Source organism: Nocardia cyriacigeorgica, from assembly GCF_029868385.1.
Taxonomy (GTDB): domain Bacteria; phylum Actinomycetota; class Actinomycetes; order Mycobacteriales; family Mycobacteriaceae; genus Nocardia; species Nocardia cyriacigeorgica_F.
In genome coordinates, this window is record NZ_JARWNX010000061.1 from 34312 (window position 1) to 52833 (window position 18522).

At 67.3% G+C, this 18522-nt stretch carries 13 protein-coding genes; 10 read left to right on the top strand and 3 right to left on the bottom strand.

Annotation, left to right across the window (positions count from 1 at the left end):
- Window positions 1–78: 78 nt before the first annotated feature.
- Window positions 79–2184, bottom strand: coding sequence for an AMP-binding protein (locus QH168_RS21780; protein ID WP_280236618.1), 2106 nt, complete (start codon window positions 2182–2184; stop codon window positions 79–81).
- Window positions 2185–2493: 309 nt separating this feature from the next.
- Between QH168_RS21780 and QH168_RS21785 the strand changes: the two genes are divergently transcribed.
- The 4 genes from QH168_RS21785 to QH168_RS21800 all read left to right on the top strand — a co-directional run bounded on the left by QH168_RS21785 (window position 2494) and on the right by QH168_RS21800 (window position 6515).
- Window positions 2494–2718 (top strand): hypothetical protein, encoded by a 225-nt coding sequence (locus QH168_RS21785; RefSeq protein ID WP_280236619.1) that lies wholly within the window; start codon window positions 2494–2496, stop codon window positions 2716–2718.
- Window positions 2719–2763: 45 nt separating this feature from the next.
- Window positions 2764–3684 carry an LLM class F420-dependent oxidoreductase gene (locus tag QH168_RS21790; RefSeq protein WP_280236620.1) on the top strand — a complete coding sequence of 307 codons (921 nt, stop codon included), beginning with the start codon at window positions 2764–2766 and terminating at the stop codon, window positions 3682–3684.
- A gap of 147 nt (window positions 3685–3831) precedes the next feature.
- Window positions 3832–5166 carry an MFS transporter gene (locus QH168_RS21795; protein WP_280236621.1) on the top strand — a complete coding sequence of 445 codons (1335 nt, stop codon included), beginning with the start codon at window positions 3832–3834 and terminating at the stop codon, window positions 5164–5166.
- A gap of 389 nt (window positions 5167–5555) precedes the next feature.
- Entirely contained in the window at window positions 5556–6515 is a 960-nt protein-coding gene (locus tag QH168_RS21800) for a PQQ-dependent sugar dehydrogenase (protein WP_348537606.1), read from the top strand.
- 72 nt (window positions 6516–6587) lie between these two features.
- On the opposite strand, the gene QH168_RS21805 is transcribed toward QH168_RS21800, so the two are convergent.
- On the bottom strand, window positions 6588–8000 hold the full coding sequence (locus tag QH168_RS21805) for a three-helix bundle dimerization domain-containing protein (RefSeq protein WP_280236623.1): 1413 nt from the start codon (window positions 7998–8000) through the stop codon (window positions 6588–6590).
- Between the two features lie 129 nt (window positions 8001–8129).
- Window positions 8130–9689 (bottom strand): phytoene desaturase family protein, encoded by a 1560-nt coding sequence (locus QH168_RS21810; protein ID WP_280236624.1) that lies wholly within the window; start codon window positions 9687–9689, stop codon window positions 8130–8132.
- Between the two features lie 136 nt (window positions 9690–9825).
- Here QH168_RS21810 and QH168_RS21815 point away from each other — a divergent pair, with 136 nt between their 5' ends.
- The 6 genes from QH168_RS21815 to QH168_RS21840 all read left to right on the top strand — a co-directional run bounded on the left by QH168_RS21815 (window position 9826) and on the right by QH168_RS21840 (window position 18516).
- Complete coding sequence (locus tag QH168_RS21815; RefSeq protein ID WP_280236625.1) at window positions 9826–10350, top strand: hypothetical protein; 525 nt, start codon at window positions 9826–9828, stop codon at window positions 10348–10350.
- Entirely contained in the window at window positions 10350–11741 is a 1392-nt protein-coding gene (locus QH168_RS21820) for a hypothetical protein (protein ID WP_280236626.1), read from the top strand. The genes QH168_RS21815 and QH168_RS21820 overlap by 1 nt, the downstream gene beginning before the upstream one ends.
- Window positions 11738–13177, top strand: a complete 1440-nt coding sequence (locus tag QH168_RS21825; protein WP_280236627.1) for a vWA domain-containing protein — start codon at window positions 11738–11740, stop codon at window positions 13175–13177. The genes QH168_RS21820 and QH168_RS21825 overlap by 4 nt, the downstream gene beginning before the upstream one ends.
- Before the next feature lie 15 nt (window positions 13178–13192).
- Window positions 13193–14305 (top strand): ATP-binding protein, encoded by a 1113-nt coding sequence (locus QH168_RS21830; RefSeq protein WP_280236628.1) that lies wholly within the window; start codon window positions 13193–13195, stop codon window positions 14303–14305.
- A complete protein-coding gene (locus tag QH168_RS21835) occupies window positions 14302–17079 on the top strand; it encodes a DUF5682 family protein (RefSeq protein WP_280236629.1) in 2778 nt (925 codons plus the stop codon). The genes QH168_RS21830 and QH168_RS21835 overlap by 4 nt, the downstream gene beginning before the upstream one ends.
- Before the next feature lie 300 nt (window positions 17080–17379).
- Window positions 17380–18516, top strand: coding sequence for a TerD family protein (locus tag QH168_RS21840; RefSeq protein ID WP_280236630.1), 1137 nt, complete (start codon window positions 17380–17382; stop codon window positions 18514–18516).
- The last annotated feature ends 6 nt before the right edge of the window (window positions 18517–18522 follow it).

An 18522-nucleotide genomic window follows, 5' to 3' on the forward strand; every position in this document is an offset into this window, starting at 1 on the left:
TGCATCGTCCTCGCGTGGCCGGGGCACTCGGCCGCTGCCCCGGAGGCGACCCGTACCGCACCGCCCCGAACCGGAGCCCTACATCGGCCCCGGCAGCGCCAGCCCACCGATCGCGGGCGGACGTCCCGGACCGCCCGCGTCGGTCAACAGCCGCTTGAGGATTTTGCCGGTCTCACCACGCGGTAGCGCGCTCAAGAAGGTGACGTCGCGTGGCACCGAGAAACGGCTGAGGCGATGACGGATATAGGTGCGGATCATGTCCGGGTCCAGCCCCGCGCCTTCCCGTTTGACCACGAACGCCGCGAGCCGCTGTCCGAATTCGTCGTCGGGGACACCCACCACCGCGACCTCACTGATCTGCGGCAGATGCGACAGCGCCTCCTCCACCGGGCGCGGGAAGACGTTCTCGCCACCGGAGATGATCATCTCGTCATCGCGACCGGCGATGAACAATCGGCCCGCCACATCGAAATAGCCGAGGTCACCGGTGTCGAGCATGCCATCGGCCTCATCCGGCGGCGCGGCGTTGACGTAACCGTCGAACAGCATGTGGTTGCCGACGAAGATGCGCCCGGCCGCGCCGATCGGGACCGGCCGGCGATTCTCACCCAGCACCGCGACCCGCGTGCCGAGCGGCGGCCTGCCAGCGGTGGTCGGCGAGGTGCGCAGATCCTCCGGTGTGGCCACCGACGCCCAGCTGACCTCGGTGGAGCCGTACACGTTGTAGAGGATGTCGCCGTAGAGGTCCATGAACCGCAGCACCGTCGCCCCGGCCAGCGGCGCACCACAGCTGACGACATGGCGCAGGCTGGAGGTGTCGTATCTCGACCGCACCTGCACCGGCAGATCCATGATCCGGTTCACCATGGTCGGCACGACGATCAGCGTGGTCACCCGATGTTGTTCGATCCGGCACAGGCAGTCCTCGGCATCGAACCGCTCCGGCAGCACCACCGTCGAGCGCAGCGCGGTACTCAATTGCAGGCCCGCCAGCCCCCAGGTATGGAACAGGGGTGCGGGAATGAGCATCGCCTCGTCCATGCCCAGCGGAATCCGCGACAGCAGCGCGGCGATGGTGGCGAAGCCCTTCGGATGCGGGCGGCGGGCGCCCTTGGGCCTGCCGCTGGTTCCCGAGGTGAGCACGATCAACCGGCCGGGCTGGCTCGGACGACGAAACGTCTTCTGCCCCATCGCGATCAGATCCTCGATGGTGGTGCGATCCGGGAGCGGCGGTCGGCCGTCGGTGTTGTAGCGCGGGATGTCGGTGTGCAGATAGCGCACCAGCTGTTCCAGTTCACCGTCGACGAACAGCGCCGACAAACGGTGTCGCTGCACGATCTCTTCGATGCGGCGCCCGGACAGGCCCGAATTGAGCAGGGCGACATCGACGCCGAGTTTGCCCGCGGCCACCATGGTCTCGACCATGCCCGCGTGATTGTTCGACAGCAGCCCGATGGCGTCACCCGAGGTGAGCCCCAGCGATCCCATGGCACCGGCCAGGGCATTGGTGCGCTCATGCATCTCGGCGAAGGTGCGGCTGCCGCGGTCGTCGGCGACGGCGATGCGATCCGGTGAATGGGCGGCGCCCGCGGCGTACCCACCGGCCAGGTTGAAACCCCATTTGTTCAGCGACCGTATCTGTTTCACGGCCACATCGGGGCGGCCCGTCGCCACCACGCCGGTGGACATCACCTGGCGCAGCACACCCACCTGATGCCGGACCGGTGAGTTCTCGCCGTTGACGACCACCGAGGTGCGCGCGCCACGGACGATATCGGCGATGCGCCGCAGCCCGCTCTCGGTCCATTCGGTGATGGCGCCGTTGGACAGCCCGGCCAGATGCGGATGCATCCGGGCGGGGCCGAAATAGGTGACGGTGACCCGGGTGCGCTCACCCTCCCCGCTCAACCGCACCGAGGCGAAACTGCCCTGCATCGGGCTGTGCAGTTCCATGCTCTCGTACCAGCGCCCGATCACCACCCGGATCTGGTGGATCCGGATGCCGGTGCTCGGGGTGCCCACCCGCAGCTCGAGCACCGGGTTCCGGTCGGGTACGTCCAGCCGTTCGGCTGCGCCGATACCCGCGAACACGCGTGGATAGGTTTGCGCTTCGAGCAGCAGATCCCATACTGCCGCGCGGCTTGCCGCCAATTCAGCGACCACATCGATGACGTCGGTAACCAACTGCGTACATCTTCTCGTCGGCCCGCAACGAACTCGGGTCGGCGGGTAGCTACTGTGTAACGTCAGTCACAATACAGTCGGTATGTGGTTCACACCACCACCTTTCGGCGTCGCCGCAGCCGCCGAAATCCCCCGCGAATCCTGTTGCCCGATGTTCACCACGGCTTTTGCGTCGACGACCGAACGCACGCTTGGCCGTTCCCCCAACGCCGCCCGACCAGCCCTATGACAACTCCCAACCGGATCAGGTGTGACGACAGCCACATTTTCGGCACACTGGATGTTCCGACCGACGATGAAGGAGAAGCGATGACGAAACCCGATCGCCGCGTGGCGATCACCCACACCGAGGAGATCCTCAACTACTTCGGTAAATGTGGCGACTGCGGCTATCCGGCGCGCGCCGCGACCACCAAACACATCTTCGACAATGGCGACGAAGAGACCTGGGTGACGGCTACCTGCTCGCTACCGTGCGGCTGGGCCGATCGGGTCCGGCCGACCATGATGACGACGGGGCAACGTCGGCACTGAACGCCCGGCCGCGCCCGCGAGCCCGATGTGCGGCACGATGGCGATATGGAACTGCGTATCTTCACCGAGCCGCAACAGGGCGCCGACTACGACACGCTCCTCACCGTCGCGAAGGCCGCCGAAGACCTCGGCTACGGCGCCTTCTTCCGATCCGATCACTATCTCGCGATGGGTGATGCCAGCGGTTTGCCCGGGCCGACCGATGCGTGGATCACCCTCGCCGGTCTGGCCAGGGAAACCACACGCATCCGGCTCGGCACGCTGGTCACCGCGGCGACGTTCCGGCTGCCAGGGCCGCTGGCCATCCAGGTCGCGCAGGTGGATCAGATGTCGGGCGGCCGGGTGGAGCTCGGTCTCGGCAGCGGATGGTTCGCCGAAGAGCATGCCGCGTACGGTATCCCGTTTCCCGAGGACAAGTTCGCCCGCTTCGAGGAACAGCTGGCCGTCATCACCGGACTGTGGGAAACCAAGCTCGGCGATACGTTCACCTTCGACGGCGCCCACTATCAGCTCACCGATTCGCCCGCGCTGCCCAAGCCGGTGCAGGATCCGCCGCCGATCCTGATCGGCGGCAAGGGCGCGCGTCGCACCCCACGATTGGCGGCGCGTTACGCCACCGAATTCAATATGCCGTTCTCCTCGCTCGAGGAGACCGCCACCCAGTTCGACCGGGTCCGTGCCGCCGTCGCCGAGCGTGGCCGCGCCCCGGGCGAGATGATCTATTCGAATGCGCTGGTCGCATGTGTCGGCAGCAGCGATGCCGAGGTGGCGCGGCGGGCCGAGGCGATCGGGCGCGCGGTCGACGAAGTGAAGACCAACGGCCTCGCCGGTTCTCCCGCCGAGGTGGTCGACAAGATCGGGCGCTTCGCCGAGCTGGGCACCGAACGCATCTATCTCCAGATCCTCGACCTCGCCGATCTCGATCATCTGGCGCTGATCGCGCAGCAGGTGGGTTCGCAGCTGTGAAGTCGGCCGCGGTCGTCGGCAGGTCATCGCCGGTATGGGACATTTACCCGCGGGCCAGGCGACCGCACCGGTCGACGGACACCCCGGTGTCGGCCCGTCCCCGATGACACGCGGCGCGCGCCGCAGGCCGAATGGATAGCAGTAGCAGTGACCGCAGGACCGACCACCTCGACCGTCGCGCCGACCCACCGCAAGGTCGCCACGGCGACCCTCGTCGGCACCACCCTCGAGTGGTACGACTTCATGCTCTACGGCACCGCGTCGGCGCTCATCTTCGGCAAACAGTTCTTTCCCTCGATGAGCCCCGCGGCCGGGACCCTGGCCGCGTTCGCCACCTTCGCGGTCGGGTTCGGTGCGCGGCCGGTCGGTGGGCTGCTGTTCGGGCATTTCGGCGACCGGGTCGGCCGGCGCGCCACGCTGGTGGTGTCGCTGATCCTGATGGGGGTGAGTTCGACCCTGATCGGCGTGCTGCCGACCTACGACAGCATCGGGTTCCTGGCGCCGGTCCTGCTGGTGGTGTTGCGGCTGGTCCAGGGTGTCGGACTCGGCGGTGAGGCGGCGGGCGCGGTGGTGTTCTCCATGGAGCACGCGCCGCGCGGGCGGCTCAACCGCTACGCGAGTTTCCCGCAGATGGGGACGCCGGCCGGGCTCATTCTCGCCAACGCGATATTCCTGGGCACCAGCGCGTTGATGCCGGAGGACGCCTTCCTGTCCTGGGGCTGGCGGATCCCGTTCCTGCTGAGTGTGGTGCTGGTGTCGGTCGGGCTCGCGGTACGGCTCACCATCACCGAATCGGCGCAGTACGCGGATCTGATCGAACGCGGTGAGGTGCGGTCGTTCCCGTTGCGGGACGCGTTGCGGGTCGGTCCGGCCCGGCTGCTGCTCATCCTGTGCGCGGCCATCGCGACCTCGGCGGTGGTGTACATCTTCATGGTCTTCACGCTGACCTACGGCACCGATTCGCTGGATTTCAGCCGCGATTTCCTGCTGCTCGGGGTGATCGTGTCCTCGGTGCTGTGGTGTCTGACCATGCCGCTGTGGGGTGCGCTGGCAGACCGTCACGGCACCCACCGGGTCTTCCTCGCGGGCACGGCCGCGCTGATGTTGTGGTCGGCGGTGTATTTCCCGCTGATGAACACCGGCAATGCCGTGGTGGTGTACGTGGCGCTGCTCGGGATGGGTCTGGTGCTGCCGATCAGTCACAGCGTGGGCGGCATCATCGTCGCGGAACTGTTCCCGGCGGCCGTGCGCTATTCGGGGACCTCGCTCATCGTCCAGGTGTCGGTGATCCTCGGCGGCGGCCTCGCCCCGCTCATCGCCACCGCGCTGTGGACAGCGGGGTCGTCGTCGCTGGCGGTCAGCTGCTATGCGGTCGGGATCTGCGCGTTGAGTGCGATCAGCACCTACGTCTTGTTCTGGGTGTTGCCCCGGATGCGGCGGTACCCGGTCGAGGAGGCGGCCGAGGTGGGCGTCCGGGCATAGCCGGTACTCGCGCTACGGCGCGGTTGCGGGCACGATCGAACTGGACGGCTACTCGACGACTCGGCTACTCGTCCCGGAGGTCAACGATCATGCGCGTACGCCAGACGACGGCTGCCCCCGCACGTGGGACGTCCACTCCGGTCGATGATCGCTGCCGTCGTGGCGTCCGGTCCGCCGTCGGCCCTCCACGCCGCGGCCTCATCCCGCGGAGCTGTCCCACACCGGACCGGCCTGTCGCACGTTCGACGACCGTATCGCTGCGCCGAGTTCTCGCCGCCGCTGTGCTCGCGTGCGGTGTGGCGGGATGCGCTGACGATACAACCGGCCGGCCCGAGAATTCGCCGCCGCCACTGGCGGTGACGACCGAGACGAGCCGGCCGGCAGGCACCGTGGACCTGGCTGCCGCCGAGGAAGTGGCCGCAGGTATCGAGACGCCGTGGGGCCTGGATTTCTTACCCGACGGCGCCGCGCTGGTCGCCGAGCGCGATACCGGGCGGGTCCTGCGGATCGTGCCCGGTCGCCCCGCGGAGCAGGTGTACGAGGTGCCCGGTGTGGTGGCGGGTGGTGAGGGCGGTCTGCTCGGGCTCGCGATCTCGCCCCGGTATGCCGAGGACGGCCTGGTGTATGCCTATTTCACCGCTGACTCGGATAACCGCATCGTCCGGTTCCGCCTCGGGGTACCTCCCGAAATCGTGTTCGATGGTATCGCGAAGTCCGGCAACCACAATGGTGGCCGCATTGCGTTCGGGCCCGATGGAATGCTGTACGTGGGTACCGGTGATGCCGGCAGGCGCATCGATTCGCAGGACCCGGACAGCCCCAACGGCAAGATCTTGCGCCTCACCCCGGACGGCGGCCCCGCTCCGGGCAACCCGCGCGCCGACTCCCCTGTCTACTCGCTCGGCCATCGCAATGTCCAAGGCCTGGCCTGGGATTCGGCGGGACGGTTGTTCGCCGCGGAATTCGGCCAGAACGATGTCGACGAGATCAACCTGATCGAGCCGGGACGCAATTACGGCTGGCCCGCGGTGGAAGGGACCGGCGGCGGCGATCGCGGTTTCACCGAGCCCCTGGTGACCTGGTCCACCGCTGAGGCGTCACCGTCGGGGATCGCCATCGCCGCGAATACCCTGTATGCCGCCGCATTACGTGGCGAACGGCTGTGGACCGTACCGCTCACCGACTCCGGTACAGACACACCCGCCGATCATTTCCTCGACGAATACGGACGTCTGCGAACCGTCGTGGTGGCCCCGGACGGGGCGCTGTGGCTCACCACATCAAATACCGACGGCCGCGGCGATATCCGCTCCGGCGACGACCGGATCCTGCGATTCCCCGCACGTTGAGCACCGATGCCGGTCGCATCTCCTCGACGTGCCGACCCTCCGGGTCCACCCGGCAGTGCGGCCCGCACCTGATCAGTTGTAGGAGTTCGCGACCCCGTTCAGCAGATTCTCCAGGGTGTCATAGGCCGGGATGTCGACCACGTCGATGAGGTCGCGGGCGACGGGGACCTCGTTGGCGTCGGCGACGGCAGTGAATTTCGCGGCGTCACCGGTGCGGAAACCGTGTTCGGCGGCCAGCGATTGCAGCTTCGGGTCGGTGGACAGCAGTCGGCCGATCCGGTCGCCGTCCTCGTTCAACGGCACCAGGGTGTGCCGCGACAGCACGGTGGGCGATGGGTAGAGCAGCACCATTCCCGGTGCGATCCGATCACCGATCGCGGCGGCGACATACTGCGCCTCATACGCCCACACCATCGGCGCGGGGCCCATACCTGAGGTGAGGTATTCGCCGAACGGGCCTTCGGAGGAGTTCTCGGTGTAGCCCTGGGCGGCGAACAGCCGCGAAAGCAGTGGCAGCACATGCGCTTCCGCCGCCGCTCCGCGCACCACGGCATTGCCATTGGCGACATATCCGGCGACGGCCAGATACATGGCGGCGGAATTGGAGCTGCGGGGGTCGGTGGTGGATACCAGCACGTTCTTGCGCACCGGATAGGTGGTGTTGCCCTCGAGCTGATCCCACTGCACGCCACGGGCGACCAGGTCCAGGTAGGCCGACATGTCGAAAGTCGGTGTCGGGCCGGGCTTCACCACGCCGGCGCGGGTCAGCAGATCGACGATCGGCTGGAAGGTGGCGATCACCATCGGCGAGGAGAACGGCGTGTACTGCGTGCTCACCCCCGCTTCCCGCTGAATCCGTTCCGCGGCGGGAAGACTCGACGGGAATGCGAAATCGAGGCCGTCGAGTTCGACCGACGTGGCGATCTGGCGTGAACCCGCGGGCCGGACCTCGACATCGATGCCGTGCTCGGCCAGCGCGGCCGCCACGCGCGGATCATCGAAGAACGCCATCTTCTCCGAGCCGACAACACCCTCGACGACCGTCAACGGCGCAGTAGCGGCGGCAGCAGGGGCCGGTTCCGGATCGCGCACCGCGGCGACGGCGACGGCGGCGACAACCAGCACTCCGACGACACCGAGCACCGGCACCAGACGTCCGCGTGAGAACAGCGCGGCACGCAAGGTTTCCGGCAGGTGACGAGAAACAGAATTCGAATCGAACAATTCGTTATCGGATTTCTCCGGCGCCGCTTCGATTCTCGTGACGACCTTTTCTACGACCGGTTCCGGGTCGAGTTCCCTGCGCACGATCCGTTCGACCAGAATGGGTACGAAATCCCTGATCGGCCGACCGTCGAAACGTTGGTGCGCATCCTGCACCGCGCTGCCGACCCGCTCCGGGCTGTGCGCGTCGGTGAAGTTGTCGACCAGGCGATTCTCCAAGTCCCGTATCGCTTTTTCCTCACGGACGGTATCGAGCTCCACCTGTTCTCCTCGGCGCCGGACCAACGGGACGGGCGGCCTCCGCGCCACCCACGGGCGCCAACCCTACCGTCATATTCGCCGACCCGATACTCGGGTGGAAATAATAGGAAGAAACTGCTTCCTACCGAATTACCCACCGGCGCTGGTGGCTTCCAGTACCGCCATCGCCGCATTGTGACCGGGAATACCACTGACACCGCCACCGCGGAGCGCACCGGCACCGCAGAGGAAGACATTCGGCTGCCCCGTGGCCACACCCCATCGCGCGCCCGGATCGTCGCGGCGATCGTCGTCGTGACGATACGGGAAGGCCAGATCGCGGTGGAAGATGTGGCCGCCGGGCAAGCCCACCTCGGCCTCGAGGTCGAGCGGCGATTTCGCCTCCAGGCATGGGATGCCGTCGGTGTCCACGGCGAGGCAATCCCGGATCGGTTCGGCGAACACCGCGTCCAGCTGCGCCAGCGTGGCCGCGACCAGCTCGTCTTTCACGGCCGCCGATGTGTTCTCGAACAGTCTTGTGGGCGTGTGTAATCCGAACAGCGTCAGGGTGTGTAGGCCGGATGCTCCTGCACCGAGGATGCTGGGGTCGGTGAGGGTATGACAGTAGATCTCCGCCGGTGGCGCCGACGGGATCCGCCCCGAGGCGGCTTCGATGTAGGCGTGTTCGAGCTGCGAGTACGACTCGGTCACATGGAGTGTCCCGGCGAAGGCGTCGCGTGGATCGACGTCCGGGTCACGCAGCCTGGGTAACCGGCGTAGAACCATATTCATCTTCAGTTGTGCGCCTTCGGGTTTCGGCCCGGTCGCCTCACCGAGCAAGCTGCTCAGCTGCGCCGGTGCCGCGTTCACCAGCACGTGGCGTGCACCGACCACACCTCTGTCCCAACGGATCTCGGCACGCGCACCATCGGTATCGATGCCCGTGACGGTGCATCCGGTGCGCACCTGCACACCGGATGTGCGGGCGGCCGTGGCCAATGCGGTGGTGAGGGCGCCCATTCCACCGACCGGAACATCCCAGTCGCCGGTACCGCCGCCGATCACGTGGTAGAGGAAGCAGCGGTTCTGGCGCAGGGTCGGATCGTGGGCGTGGGTGAAGGTGCCGATCAGCGCGTCGGTGAACACGACGCCGCGGACGACGTCGTCGGCGAACCACGACTCGATCGTCTCACCGAGCGGACGCTCGAACACGGCGTCCCAGGTGTGCGAATCATCGACCACGCGTTGCAGTTCCGTGCGGGTGGGTAGCGGACGGGTCAACGTCGGGAACACGCGACGCGCCAATGTTCCGGTCATCGCGTAGAATCGCTGCCACGCCTGGAATTCCCGATCCGACCCGGTCAGGCGCACGAAACTGTCCCTGGTCCGCGTCTGCGACGCGGCGTCGACCAGCAGACCGCTGCCGCCGACCGGGGTGTAGGAGGAGATGGTGCGGCGTCTGGTCTCGAAGCGCAGGCCGAGGTCGGTGACGATCTGCCGCGGCAACAGGCTCACCAGATACGAATAGCGCGACAATCGGACGTCCACACCGGGGAACACCCGCGCCGACACGGCCGCACCGCCCACCTCGGCATGTTGCTCGAGCACCAGTACCGAACGGCCCGCACGAGCCAGATAGGCGGCGGCGACCAGTCCGTTGTGGCCACCGCCGACGACCACCACGTCGTAGTCCGAACGTGTCGATGTCATGGTCTCTCGATAGCACGGATCGCGCTCCGCCGAAAGCTTCGCGCAGGTCGGCCACGGTGCGCCGCACGGCGCGGAACTTGTCGGTGGGCTCGCGTAGCTTCATGGCCATGTCGATCGGACGGGGAGGAGTGCGGTGATGTCCAGTGTCTCGGTGGTGAATCCACCGGAATCGAGTACCGACGAGGGGTACGAACGCGCGTCGGTGGTGCGGGTGGTCCCGGCGGTCGCGCCCCGCAAACTGGCCAAGGTGCCGTTCGTCGAACTCGCCGACGGCCGGCTCCAGGGGGTGGTGTCCAGCGGTTCGGACATCGGGCGTGTCTACGTGTCGTCGGTATCGGCGGCCACGCACGGACTCAGCTGTAGTACCAACAACAATCGGCCCTGCGGAGGGCTGCGCGGGGCCTACCCGTGCAAGCACATCCAGGCGCTCATCGCCGAAGCGGTCGTGCAGTACGGCACGGATCGGGTGGCGCGTTATCTCGGTGTCGAGGTGGCCGAAGGTGAGACCGTCGCCCAAGCGCTCACGCCCGTCCACGAACCCGCACCCGCGGCCGTGGTGTTCAGCAGGTTTTTGCGTCACCTCACCTATATCGAACTGCCGGGCGTGACGACGCCGATCCCGGAGATGCAGTGGTTTCCGGCCATGGGCGGGAGCGCCTGATGCTTGCCCTCCAGCTCGGCGAACTCACCGCCGACCTGCCCGCCGGTGTCGCCGAGGCGCTCGATGTCGTCGCCGGATTCGATCACGCGCTGATCGACGGCCTGGCCCGGCTCGACGCGGGCACCGCCGACGCGACGCGCGTGCTCGCGGCCACCGTCACCGGGTCCCCGCTCGGCGCCTCGGCAGCGGCCGCCGTCGCGTCCCTCGGCACCACCGCGCCGACACCGGAAGAACTGGCCGCGCTGTGCGGCGCTCGCGCGGCGCTGCTCGGCGCGATCCACGATGCGCTACTGGGCCGCGTCGACACCGTCACCGGCCGTGAACGCCTCCCATGGCCGGAGGAATCCTTCAGCGCCGCACCGGACAGCACCGTTGCCGCCTGCCGCTCCTGGCTCCAGGAACTCGCGATCACCGGTTGGCGCGGTATCGACCACGATCTGGTGGCGGCGGCCGATCAGGCCATCGAGGCCCTGTTCGCCCTCCCGGATCGGCGCCGCCTGGCTTTCCTGCTCGACGGTTTCGCCGCCGAACTTCGTGCTTGTGCGCCGATTGCCACCCTGCCGCACCTACCGGTCCGGCGCTGGGCCGATCTGTGGAGCCGGGCCATGCTGCTCACCTGGCGTGGGCCCGATCGTCCACCCGCGATGGACACGGCCACCGTCTCTGGGCGGTTGTTCATCATCGGCGTCGATATGCAGGAGCACGGCACGGCGGTCCAGGCGCAGGTGTACGCGGTGCTCGAGCCCGCCGACGCCACAGCCGCCCGGCGCGTCCGGATCAGTGTCTCGGCGCCCAAGGTCGACACGGTGGTCGGTCCCGCGGTGTGGCAGCTGCTCACCGCGCACCAGCATCTGCGCACCGCACTGGCCGAACATCGATCACTGGAACTCGTCGATATGCCGCTGCTGGCGGGCGGTGACCTGCTGTGGGACGATGCGCGCGCCGAGGTCGGCGAACCCGCCGATCCGTTCGCCACCGCGAGGGTGCAACTGCCCGGTGCGCTCGCCGCCGCGGTGTCGCCGCTGGACCGCGATCCGGTCCATATCGCCGAACCGGTGCTGATCGAGGGCTACCGGATCATCGAGGATCGGCTCGAACTCGACGGCGCCGCCATCGCGGTGAATGCCGACCGGCTGCCGTCCAGCGGGCCGCTGGATGCCGCGGCCGTGCGCGGCTCGGTCGCCTGCATCGGCCTGCTCCGCTGGGACGACGGCCGATGGTCATTGCGCCCACTCGCGGTGCAGCGGAAAGTGAAGGGCAAGGTCGTCGAGGTGCACGGTGGCGATTGGGCCTGCGGCCCCACCGACCCGAAAGTGGTGAAGGCACAAGCCAAATCGGGTGATGCGGTCGCGGTGCTGCGGGAGCGGGCGGGACGGTTGCTGCGCACATGAGCGAACAATCCACACCCACCGAAGCCGACGAGACCCGCCGGCAGATCCTGTACTGGCGCATGCTCGCCACCATCTTCGGTAATGAACCACAGCCAACGCTGGAAACGGGCAGCCTCGCCGTCGTCGAAGATCTCGGCCTGCCGCCGGTGCTGCTGGATCCTCGGGTCTCCATCGACAATGTCGTTCAGCGGTTCCCCGAACTCGCCGCCGAGTTCGACGCACTGCGCATCGCACCAGAGCCGGGTTCGGCAACACCGACCGTCCCGTCGGCGGCGCCTACGCGACTGGCCTCGACAGCACCGTCGAGTGGCGCCGACAACAGCGCTCCGCACGACCCCGAGGCTGCTGCCGATACCGATGCCACAGCGGCCGACTCGGATTCGACGGGCGGCGCGCATGAGCAGGTCCGTACCGCGGCACTCGTCGCCAAACTGCTGCTCAATGTGTTCGCCACCGGTAGTGGCAGCGTCAGCGCCGGGCAACTCGCCGACTGGCAGCGCGATGCTGGCTGGTTCCGGCGTGCGCTCGGCGGTGAGGCCGGCGGTGAGATGAACGTGGTGCTGTCCGAGCTGGAGGGCGCGCTGGTGTCGCGTATGCGGCTGCGTGAAGTGCTCGCCGATCCGGCACTTGCCGCAAAACTCACGCCGAGCATGTCGTTGATCGAACAACTGCTGCGTGACAAGTCGAACCTGTCCGGTGTGGCGCTGGCCAATGCGAAGGCCCTGATCCGGCGCTATGTCGATCAGGTCGCCGAGGTGCTGCGCACCCAGGTGCAGCAGACCGCCGCCGCGACAGTGGACCGCTCGGTGCCACCCAAGCGCATCCTGCGCAACCTCGATATCGACCGAACCATCTGGAAGAACCTCACCAACTGGAATCCCGAGGACGAACGGCTCTACGTCGACCGGCTCTTCTACCGGCAGACCGCCAAGCGCACCACGCCCGCACGCATGATCGTGGTGGTCGACCAATCCGGGTCGATGGTGGATTCGATGGTCAACTGCACGATCCTGGCGTCGATCTTCGCGGGCCTGCCCAAGGTGGACGTCCATCTGATCGCCTACGACACCCGCGCCATCGATCTCACCCCCTGGGTGCACGATCCGTTCGAAGTGCTGCTGCGCACCAACCTCGGTGGCGGCAACGACGGCCCGGTCGCCATGGCCATGGCCCAGCCGAAGATCACCGACCCGAAGAACACCGTGCTGGTGTGGATCTCGGACTTCTACGAGTTCGACCGCTCCCAGCCGCTGTTCGAGGCCATGGAGTCGGTGCACCGATCCGGGGTGAAGTTCATCCCGGTGGGTTCGGTGAACTCCTCCGGCCACCAGAGCGTCAATCCATGGTTCCGACAACGGTTCACCGCCATGGGCACACCCGTCATCTCCGGCCATATCCGCAAGCTCGTCGCCGAGCTGAAGAACTTTCTCGACTGAAGGAGACCCACGACCATGTCCGATGCGCTGCGCGCTCCCGCCGAGGTCAAATACGCCGAGGAACTGGATTGGCTGGAATCGATCGACGACGGCCCCAAGCCGTTCGCGTGGCGGCTGAGTCCGAAGATGGTGCGACTGTTCATCCTCGGTTCCGAACGCGCCGACGGTCTCGACCGTGATATCGAGCAGAAATGGTTCGGCGACCGCAGTTTTGTGGAACGCAGTATCGTCACCCTCGCCTCCGACCGCGGGCTGCTGCTGATCGGCGATCCCGGTACCGGTAAGAGCTGGCTCGCCGAGCTGCTCTCGGCCGCGATCAGCCGCAATTCCACCCTTGTGGTGCAGGGCACCGCGGGCACCACCGAGGACCACATCAAATACTCGTGGAACATTTCGATGGTCATCGCGAAGGGGCAGTCGCGTGAATCGATGATCCCCTCCCCCATCATGACCGCGATGGAACAGGGCACCATCGGCCGCTTCGAGGAGCTGACCCGCTCCACCAGCGATGTACAGGACGCCTTGATCTCGATCCTGTCGGAGAAGTACGTCTCCATACCCGAACTCGATGACGACAATGTCGTCTTCGCCCAGCCAGGCTTCTCCATCATCGCCACCGCCAACAGCCGCGACCGCGGGGTCAACGATCTGTCCTCGGCGCTCAAGCGGCGCTTCAACTTCGTGCGTATCCCGGTGGTCACCAATAAGCGCAGCGAGGCCGAGATCGTCCGCTTCCGCACCACCGAACTGCTGCGCCGTCACCGGATCGAACTCGAGCTGCCGCCCACCCTGCTCGATATCCTGCTCGACAGTTTCGCCGATCTTCGCGCCGCGGCCGCCGCAGCGACCAGCGACGACGACAAGCTGGAATCGGCGTTGTCGACCGCCGAACAGATCGGTGTCCTCGAAGACGCCATCCTGCACAGCCAGTTCTTCGGCAGCACCACCCTCAGCGCCGAAACTCTCGCCGGATCGCTGGTCGGTTCGCTGGCCCGGCGCAGCCCGGAGGATCTCACCATCCTCAACAAGTACTGGCACGGCGTGGTCGAGCCGCGCAGCAAAGACCAGGGTGGCGCCTGGACGCAGTTCCTGGAGGGCGGGCGAGACGCGATCGCGAGGCTGTCGTGAGCACCTTCACGGCGCTGCGCGAGCAGCTGGCCGACGCGGCCACGGAGTTCGCCGACGGGCCGGGTGCGCTCGGCGAGATCCTCGCCGGAATGGTCGACGATGTCGATCGCGCGCTACGCGAAGAGCTGGAGATCTTCCCCGTATGCCACCATTCACCGGCCTCCGCGCTGGCGATGGTGCGGCGGTTGCACGAGAAGCGACCCTCGGTCATCTATCTCGAACTGTGCGAAGACCTCCGTCCGCTGCTGGATGAGCTGCACAACTGCACGCTTCCGGTCGCGTTGCAGGCTTTTGCCGGTGAACTCGACGGATTTCCGGCACAGTGGGCGCCGCTGTCGGTGGTCGCACCCATCACCGAGGCCTCGGCCGAATACCAGGCCATCGCCTATGCGCTCGGCACACCCGGTGTGGAGTTGATCCTGGTCGACCGGTCCACCGACCACGTCTTCCAATGGTCGCCACGCGATGCGGGGCCGCCCGGTGAGGCGCCGGAGGCGGAAGCGGAAGTCGCGTTACACGGCGACGCGGTGGGTATCGAGATCGGTGATCTGCGGCCACGTTTCGGCGACCTGGAGCAGTATCTGCTGCATCACGGCAAGGTCAGGCACTGGTCGGAGTGGTGGGACCAGTTCGTCGAACAACCGCTGTCCGGCGCCGATTACGACACCTACCGCCAGGTCATGGTGATGATCGGCAGTCTGTTCCGCCGGTTGCGCCCCACCCGCGACCACGATCGCGACGAAGACCGTGAGCGCTATATGTGGACGCGTATGCGCGAACATCTCGCGGCTACCGGCACCGATCCGGCGAACTGCCTCTACATCTGCGGCGCCTTCCACGCGGCCAGCCGGGTCGAGGAGTTCGGTGTCGGCTACACCGGTGAGCCGTATGTGATCGAACCGCGCACCGGCACCGAATGGCGCTACGGGTTGATCCCGTCCAGCCATTCCGCCATCGAAGCCCAGTTCGGGTCGGCGCCCGGCTCGGTCTCCATCGCGGCGGCCACGTGGTCGAAGGGGCTCCGGCGCAGCGGACTGACCGCGTTTCGACTCGGCGGCAAAGCGGCGGGCTCGCGCGCCAAACGCAAGGCGATCACGCCGGTGAGCACCGGCGTCGCGGATCGGCTGTCCGGGTTCCTGTCGAGTCCGCCGCCGCTGGACGAACTGGACGAAGCCGAATTGCTCGAATGGTCGGTCGATATCGTGCGCCTGGCACGGCGCAACGGCTATCTGGCCTCCACCGCGGACGCCATCGCGGTATTCGAGACATCGATCCTGCTGGCGGGCATGCGCAACCGAGCCCGGCCCACGCCCTACGACTTCCAGGATGCGGCGATCACCTGCATCGAGAAGGACACCGTGCCGGGGCGGCGCGATGTCCGCCATCTGTGCGAGATCCTGCTGGGTGGCGATCGCATCGGCCGCGTCGGCTATGACGCGTTGCCGCCGCTGGCGCGCGATGTGCTGGACCGCCTGGCCCCGCTCGGGCTGGATCAGACCAAACGCACCGTCCAGCGGACACTGCTCGACCTGCGTGCCGATCCGCGGCTGCAACCGTGTTCGGATCTGCTGTGGGTGCTGCGCAGATTGCTGCCACCGGATGCCGCCCGCCCGATCATGGGTTCGCGTGGCCTGGGCGAACGTTCGATCCAGGAGAGCTGGGATCTGGCTTTGGGCAGGCATCAGCGCAGCCTCGTCGAACTCGGCTACGAAGGTGTGACCGTCGAACAGGTGCTCGAGCATCGGCTGCGCCGGGAAGTCGCCGCCGCGGACGCCACCGCTGCCGTGGCGCTGGCGGGCGTCGAGGATGCGCTGGTCTATCTCGCGCAGGCGCGGTTGGCCGATGAACTCGGGGCCCGCGCGATCGCATTGCTGTCGGCCGAGCGCACCGTCGACGACGCACCGGAGGTGCTGCGCCGGATCCGGCGGCTGCTCAACCATTTCCGCGGTACCGGTCCCGAGCTGCCCGAGTGGAGCCGCCGCTTCGTCACCGAGGGGTACGCCCACTACTGCACGCTGCTGCCGATCGCGTTCACCGACGATGACACCGGTGTCCGCCAGGTGGGTGCCATGCTCGGATTCCTGTTCGGCATGGAGAATCTCGCGCTCTCGCTCGGCTGCGATCACACCCAGCTCGAACTGGCCGTGCGCCAATCGCATCCGGAATCACCGGACATGGTGGCGCTGCTGTGGGCGGCGCAGTTCCAGCTCGGGCTGCTCACTCTGCCGGAGCTACGTGCCCGTTGTGACGAAATGCTGGCCAACCCGTTGGTCGTACCGTCCTTCCCGCGGTACCTCAGCGGATTCATCCAGGCATTGGAGCCAGCGCCCGCGTTGAAGCCGTTCGTGGTGGAGTTGCTGTCCAAGGCTTTCGGTCGGCTACCCGATGCGGTGCTGCTGCCGTGGTTGCCCACGCTGCTCGAGACGTTGCGGTCGGAGGCAGCGGATTTCGTTCCTGGATTGGTGACCGAGGCGGGGCGTACCTTCCCGGCGACCTTGCCCGCGATCGACGCGTGGACACCGCCGTGGCGCGCCGACGTCGCTGCCGCACCATCGATACCCACGCAGGTCGACGGCCCGGCCACCGCACTCCTGTTCGCCCATCCCGAAACCTGCACGGCACTCGCCGCGATGCTCGGTCACGACACCACATGGCATGAGCCCGAGGCAGACACGTCCAGTTACCCGACTGCCGAAGTCAGCGCACTACTCGAACGCTACCCACGGTCGGCCGAATCGCTGGCAGGTCTCCTACAGCCACCGCCGCGTTCATGAGCCGCCGGCCGAGGGCAGGGTGTGCGATAACGAGCGAGCCCGGCTCCGCAACGGCACACCGACACTGCCTCATGCCGACCGATATTCGATGCGGACGAGGCGTTTGTCGCCGCTACGTCGGCATCCGGTGGCAGCAGCGCTCATCGGCGACCGCCCACCGGCATCCGCCCGATGCGCTCATCGACGCGAGCACGGCACCTACAGTGGACATGTCGCCCGGAACCGCTCCGATCGGCACGCGGTGCAAACTGGCGGGTAATGCGTTGGTGCACCGCATGTTCAACAGCACACGATGAAGGGATGCGCGTGACAGAAGGGCTCGAACAGCACAGGATCGTTCCGTTGGCCGCCGACAGCCTGGTAGTTTCCGCGCGGACGGCACTGCCCGCGCATCTCGCGGCGATCCTGCTGGGCCCCGACGGCGCCATCCACGACGAGACCGACTTCGTGTTCGGTACTCAGTCCGAGGCACGCGGTCTGCGGCTGTCCGGACCGGGAGCCGCGCCGGTGCCGACACTGCACGTCGACCTGTCCTCGATTCCACACGCGGCGACCACCGTTCGGGTCGTCGTCGCCCTGGACAATCCGCACCGCACCTTCGCCGAGGCGGACGCGCCCGCCCTCGAGGTCGCCAACGGTCGCGGTGCCGGCCTGTACCGCACCGTGTTCGACGGGTTGGGCGCGGCCTCGGCGGTAGTGGCAGTCGATATCGAACGCACCGGGGCGGGCTGGGGCATCACCACCGTCGGGCGCGGCCATGCCGGTGGTTTCGCGGCCGTACTGGCCGAGAGCCACGTCCAGGTCGGTCGTCGCCCCGCGACTCGTACCCAGGTGGAGGCGGCCGAGCTGCCGGTGGGCCGCCCACTCGGACTGGTACCGGGCCAGGTCGTGCGCCTACGCACCAGCACCGGTCCCACGCTGGATCTGGTGCGGCTCGGCCTCGGCTGGGACCCCGTGCCCGACCACACCCTCGCCGGTGGTGCGGCCACGCCCGCCGACCTCGACGCCGCCGCATTGCTCTTCGACACCGACCACCATCTGCTCGACGCGGTCTACTTCGCCCAGCTCAATTCCAACGACGGTTCGGTACGGCATCTGGGTGACAGCATGACCGGTGAGGGCAGCGGCGAGAACGAGGTCATCACAGTCGATCTCTCCCGAATCCACCCGCAGGTGGCGACCGTGGTCCTGGTGGTCACCAGCTATCACGGGCACAGCTTCGAAACCATCCGCAACGCCTTCTGCCGTCTGGTGGATGCCGGTACCGGTGTGGAACTGGCCCACCTGGACCTGCACGGCGGCGGCACCCACACCGGCATGGTCATGGCCAAGCTGTATCTCGCGGCGACGGGCTGGAAGCTCCAGGCCATCGGCGAACCCATCTACGCCACGCACCCCGGCGAGGCCGTCCACCAGCTCACCCACCACCTCGCCTGAAACAAC

Excerpts from the sequence above, each read along its gene's own strand:
- QH168_RS21785 (WP_280236619.1), top strand. The coding sequence starts at position 2,494 with ATGACGAAACCCGATCGCCGCGTGGCGATCACCCACACCGAGGAGATC.
- QH168_RS21790 (WP_280236620.1), top strand. The coding sequence starts at position 2,764 with ATGGAACTGCGTATCTTCACCGAGCCGCAACAGGGCGCCGACTACGAC.
- QH168_RS21810 (WP_280236624.1), bottom strand. The coding sequence starts at position 9,689 with ATGACATCGACACGTTCGGACTACGACGTGGTGGTCGTCGGCGGTGGC.
- QH168_RS21815 (WP_280236625.1), top strand. The coding sequence starts at position 9,826 with ATGTCCAGTGTCTCGGTGGTGAATCCACCGGAATCGAGTACCGACGAG.
- QH168_RS21820 (WP_280236626.1), top strand. The coding sequence starts at position 10,350 with ATGCTTGCCCTCCAGCTCGGCGAACTCACCGCCGACCTGCCCGCCGGT.
- QH168_RS21825 (WP_280236627.1), top strand. The coding sequence starts at position 11,738 with ATGAGCGAACAATCCACACCCACCGAAGCCGACGAGACCCGCCGGCAG.
- QH168_RS21830 (WP_280236628.1), top strand. The coding sequence starts at position 13,193 with ATGTCCGATGCGCTGCGCGCTCCCGCCGAGGTCAAATACGCCGAGGAA.
- QH168_RS21840 (WP_280236630.1), top strand. The coding sequence starts at position 17,380 with ATGCGCGTGACAGAAGGGCTCGAACAGCACAGGATCGTTCCGTTGGCC.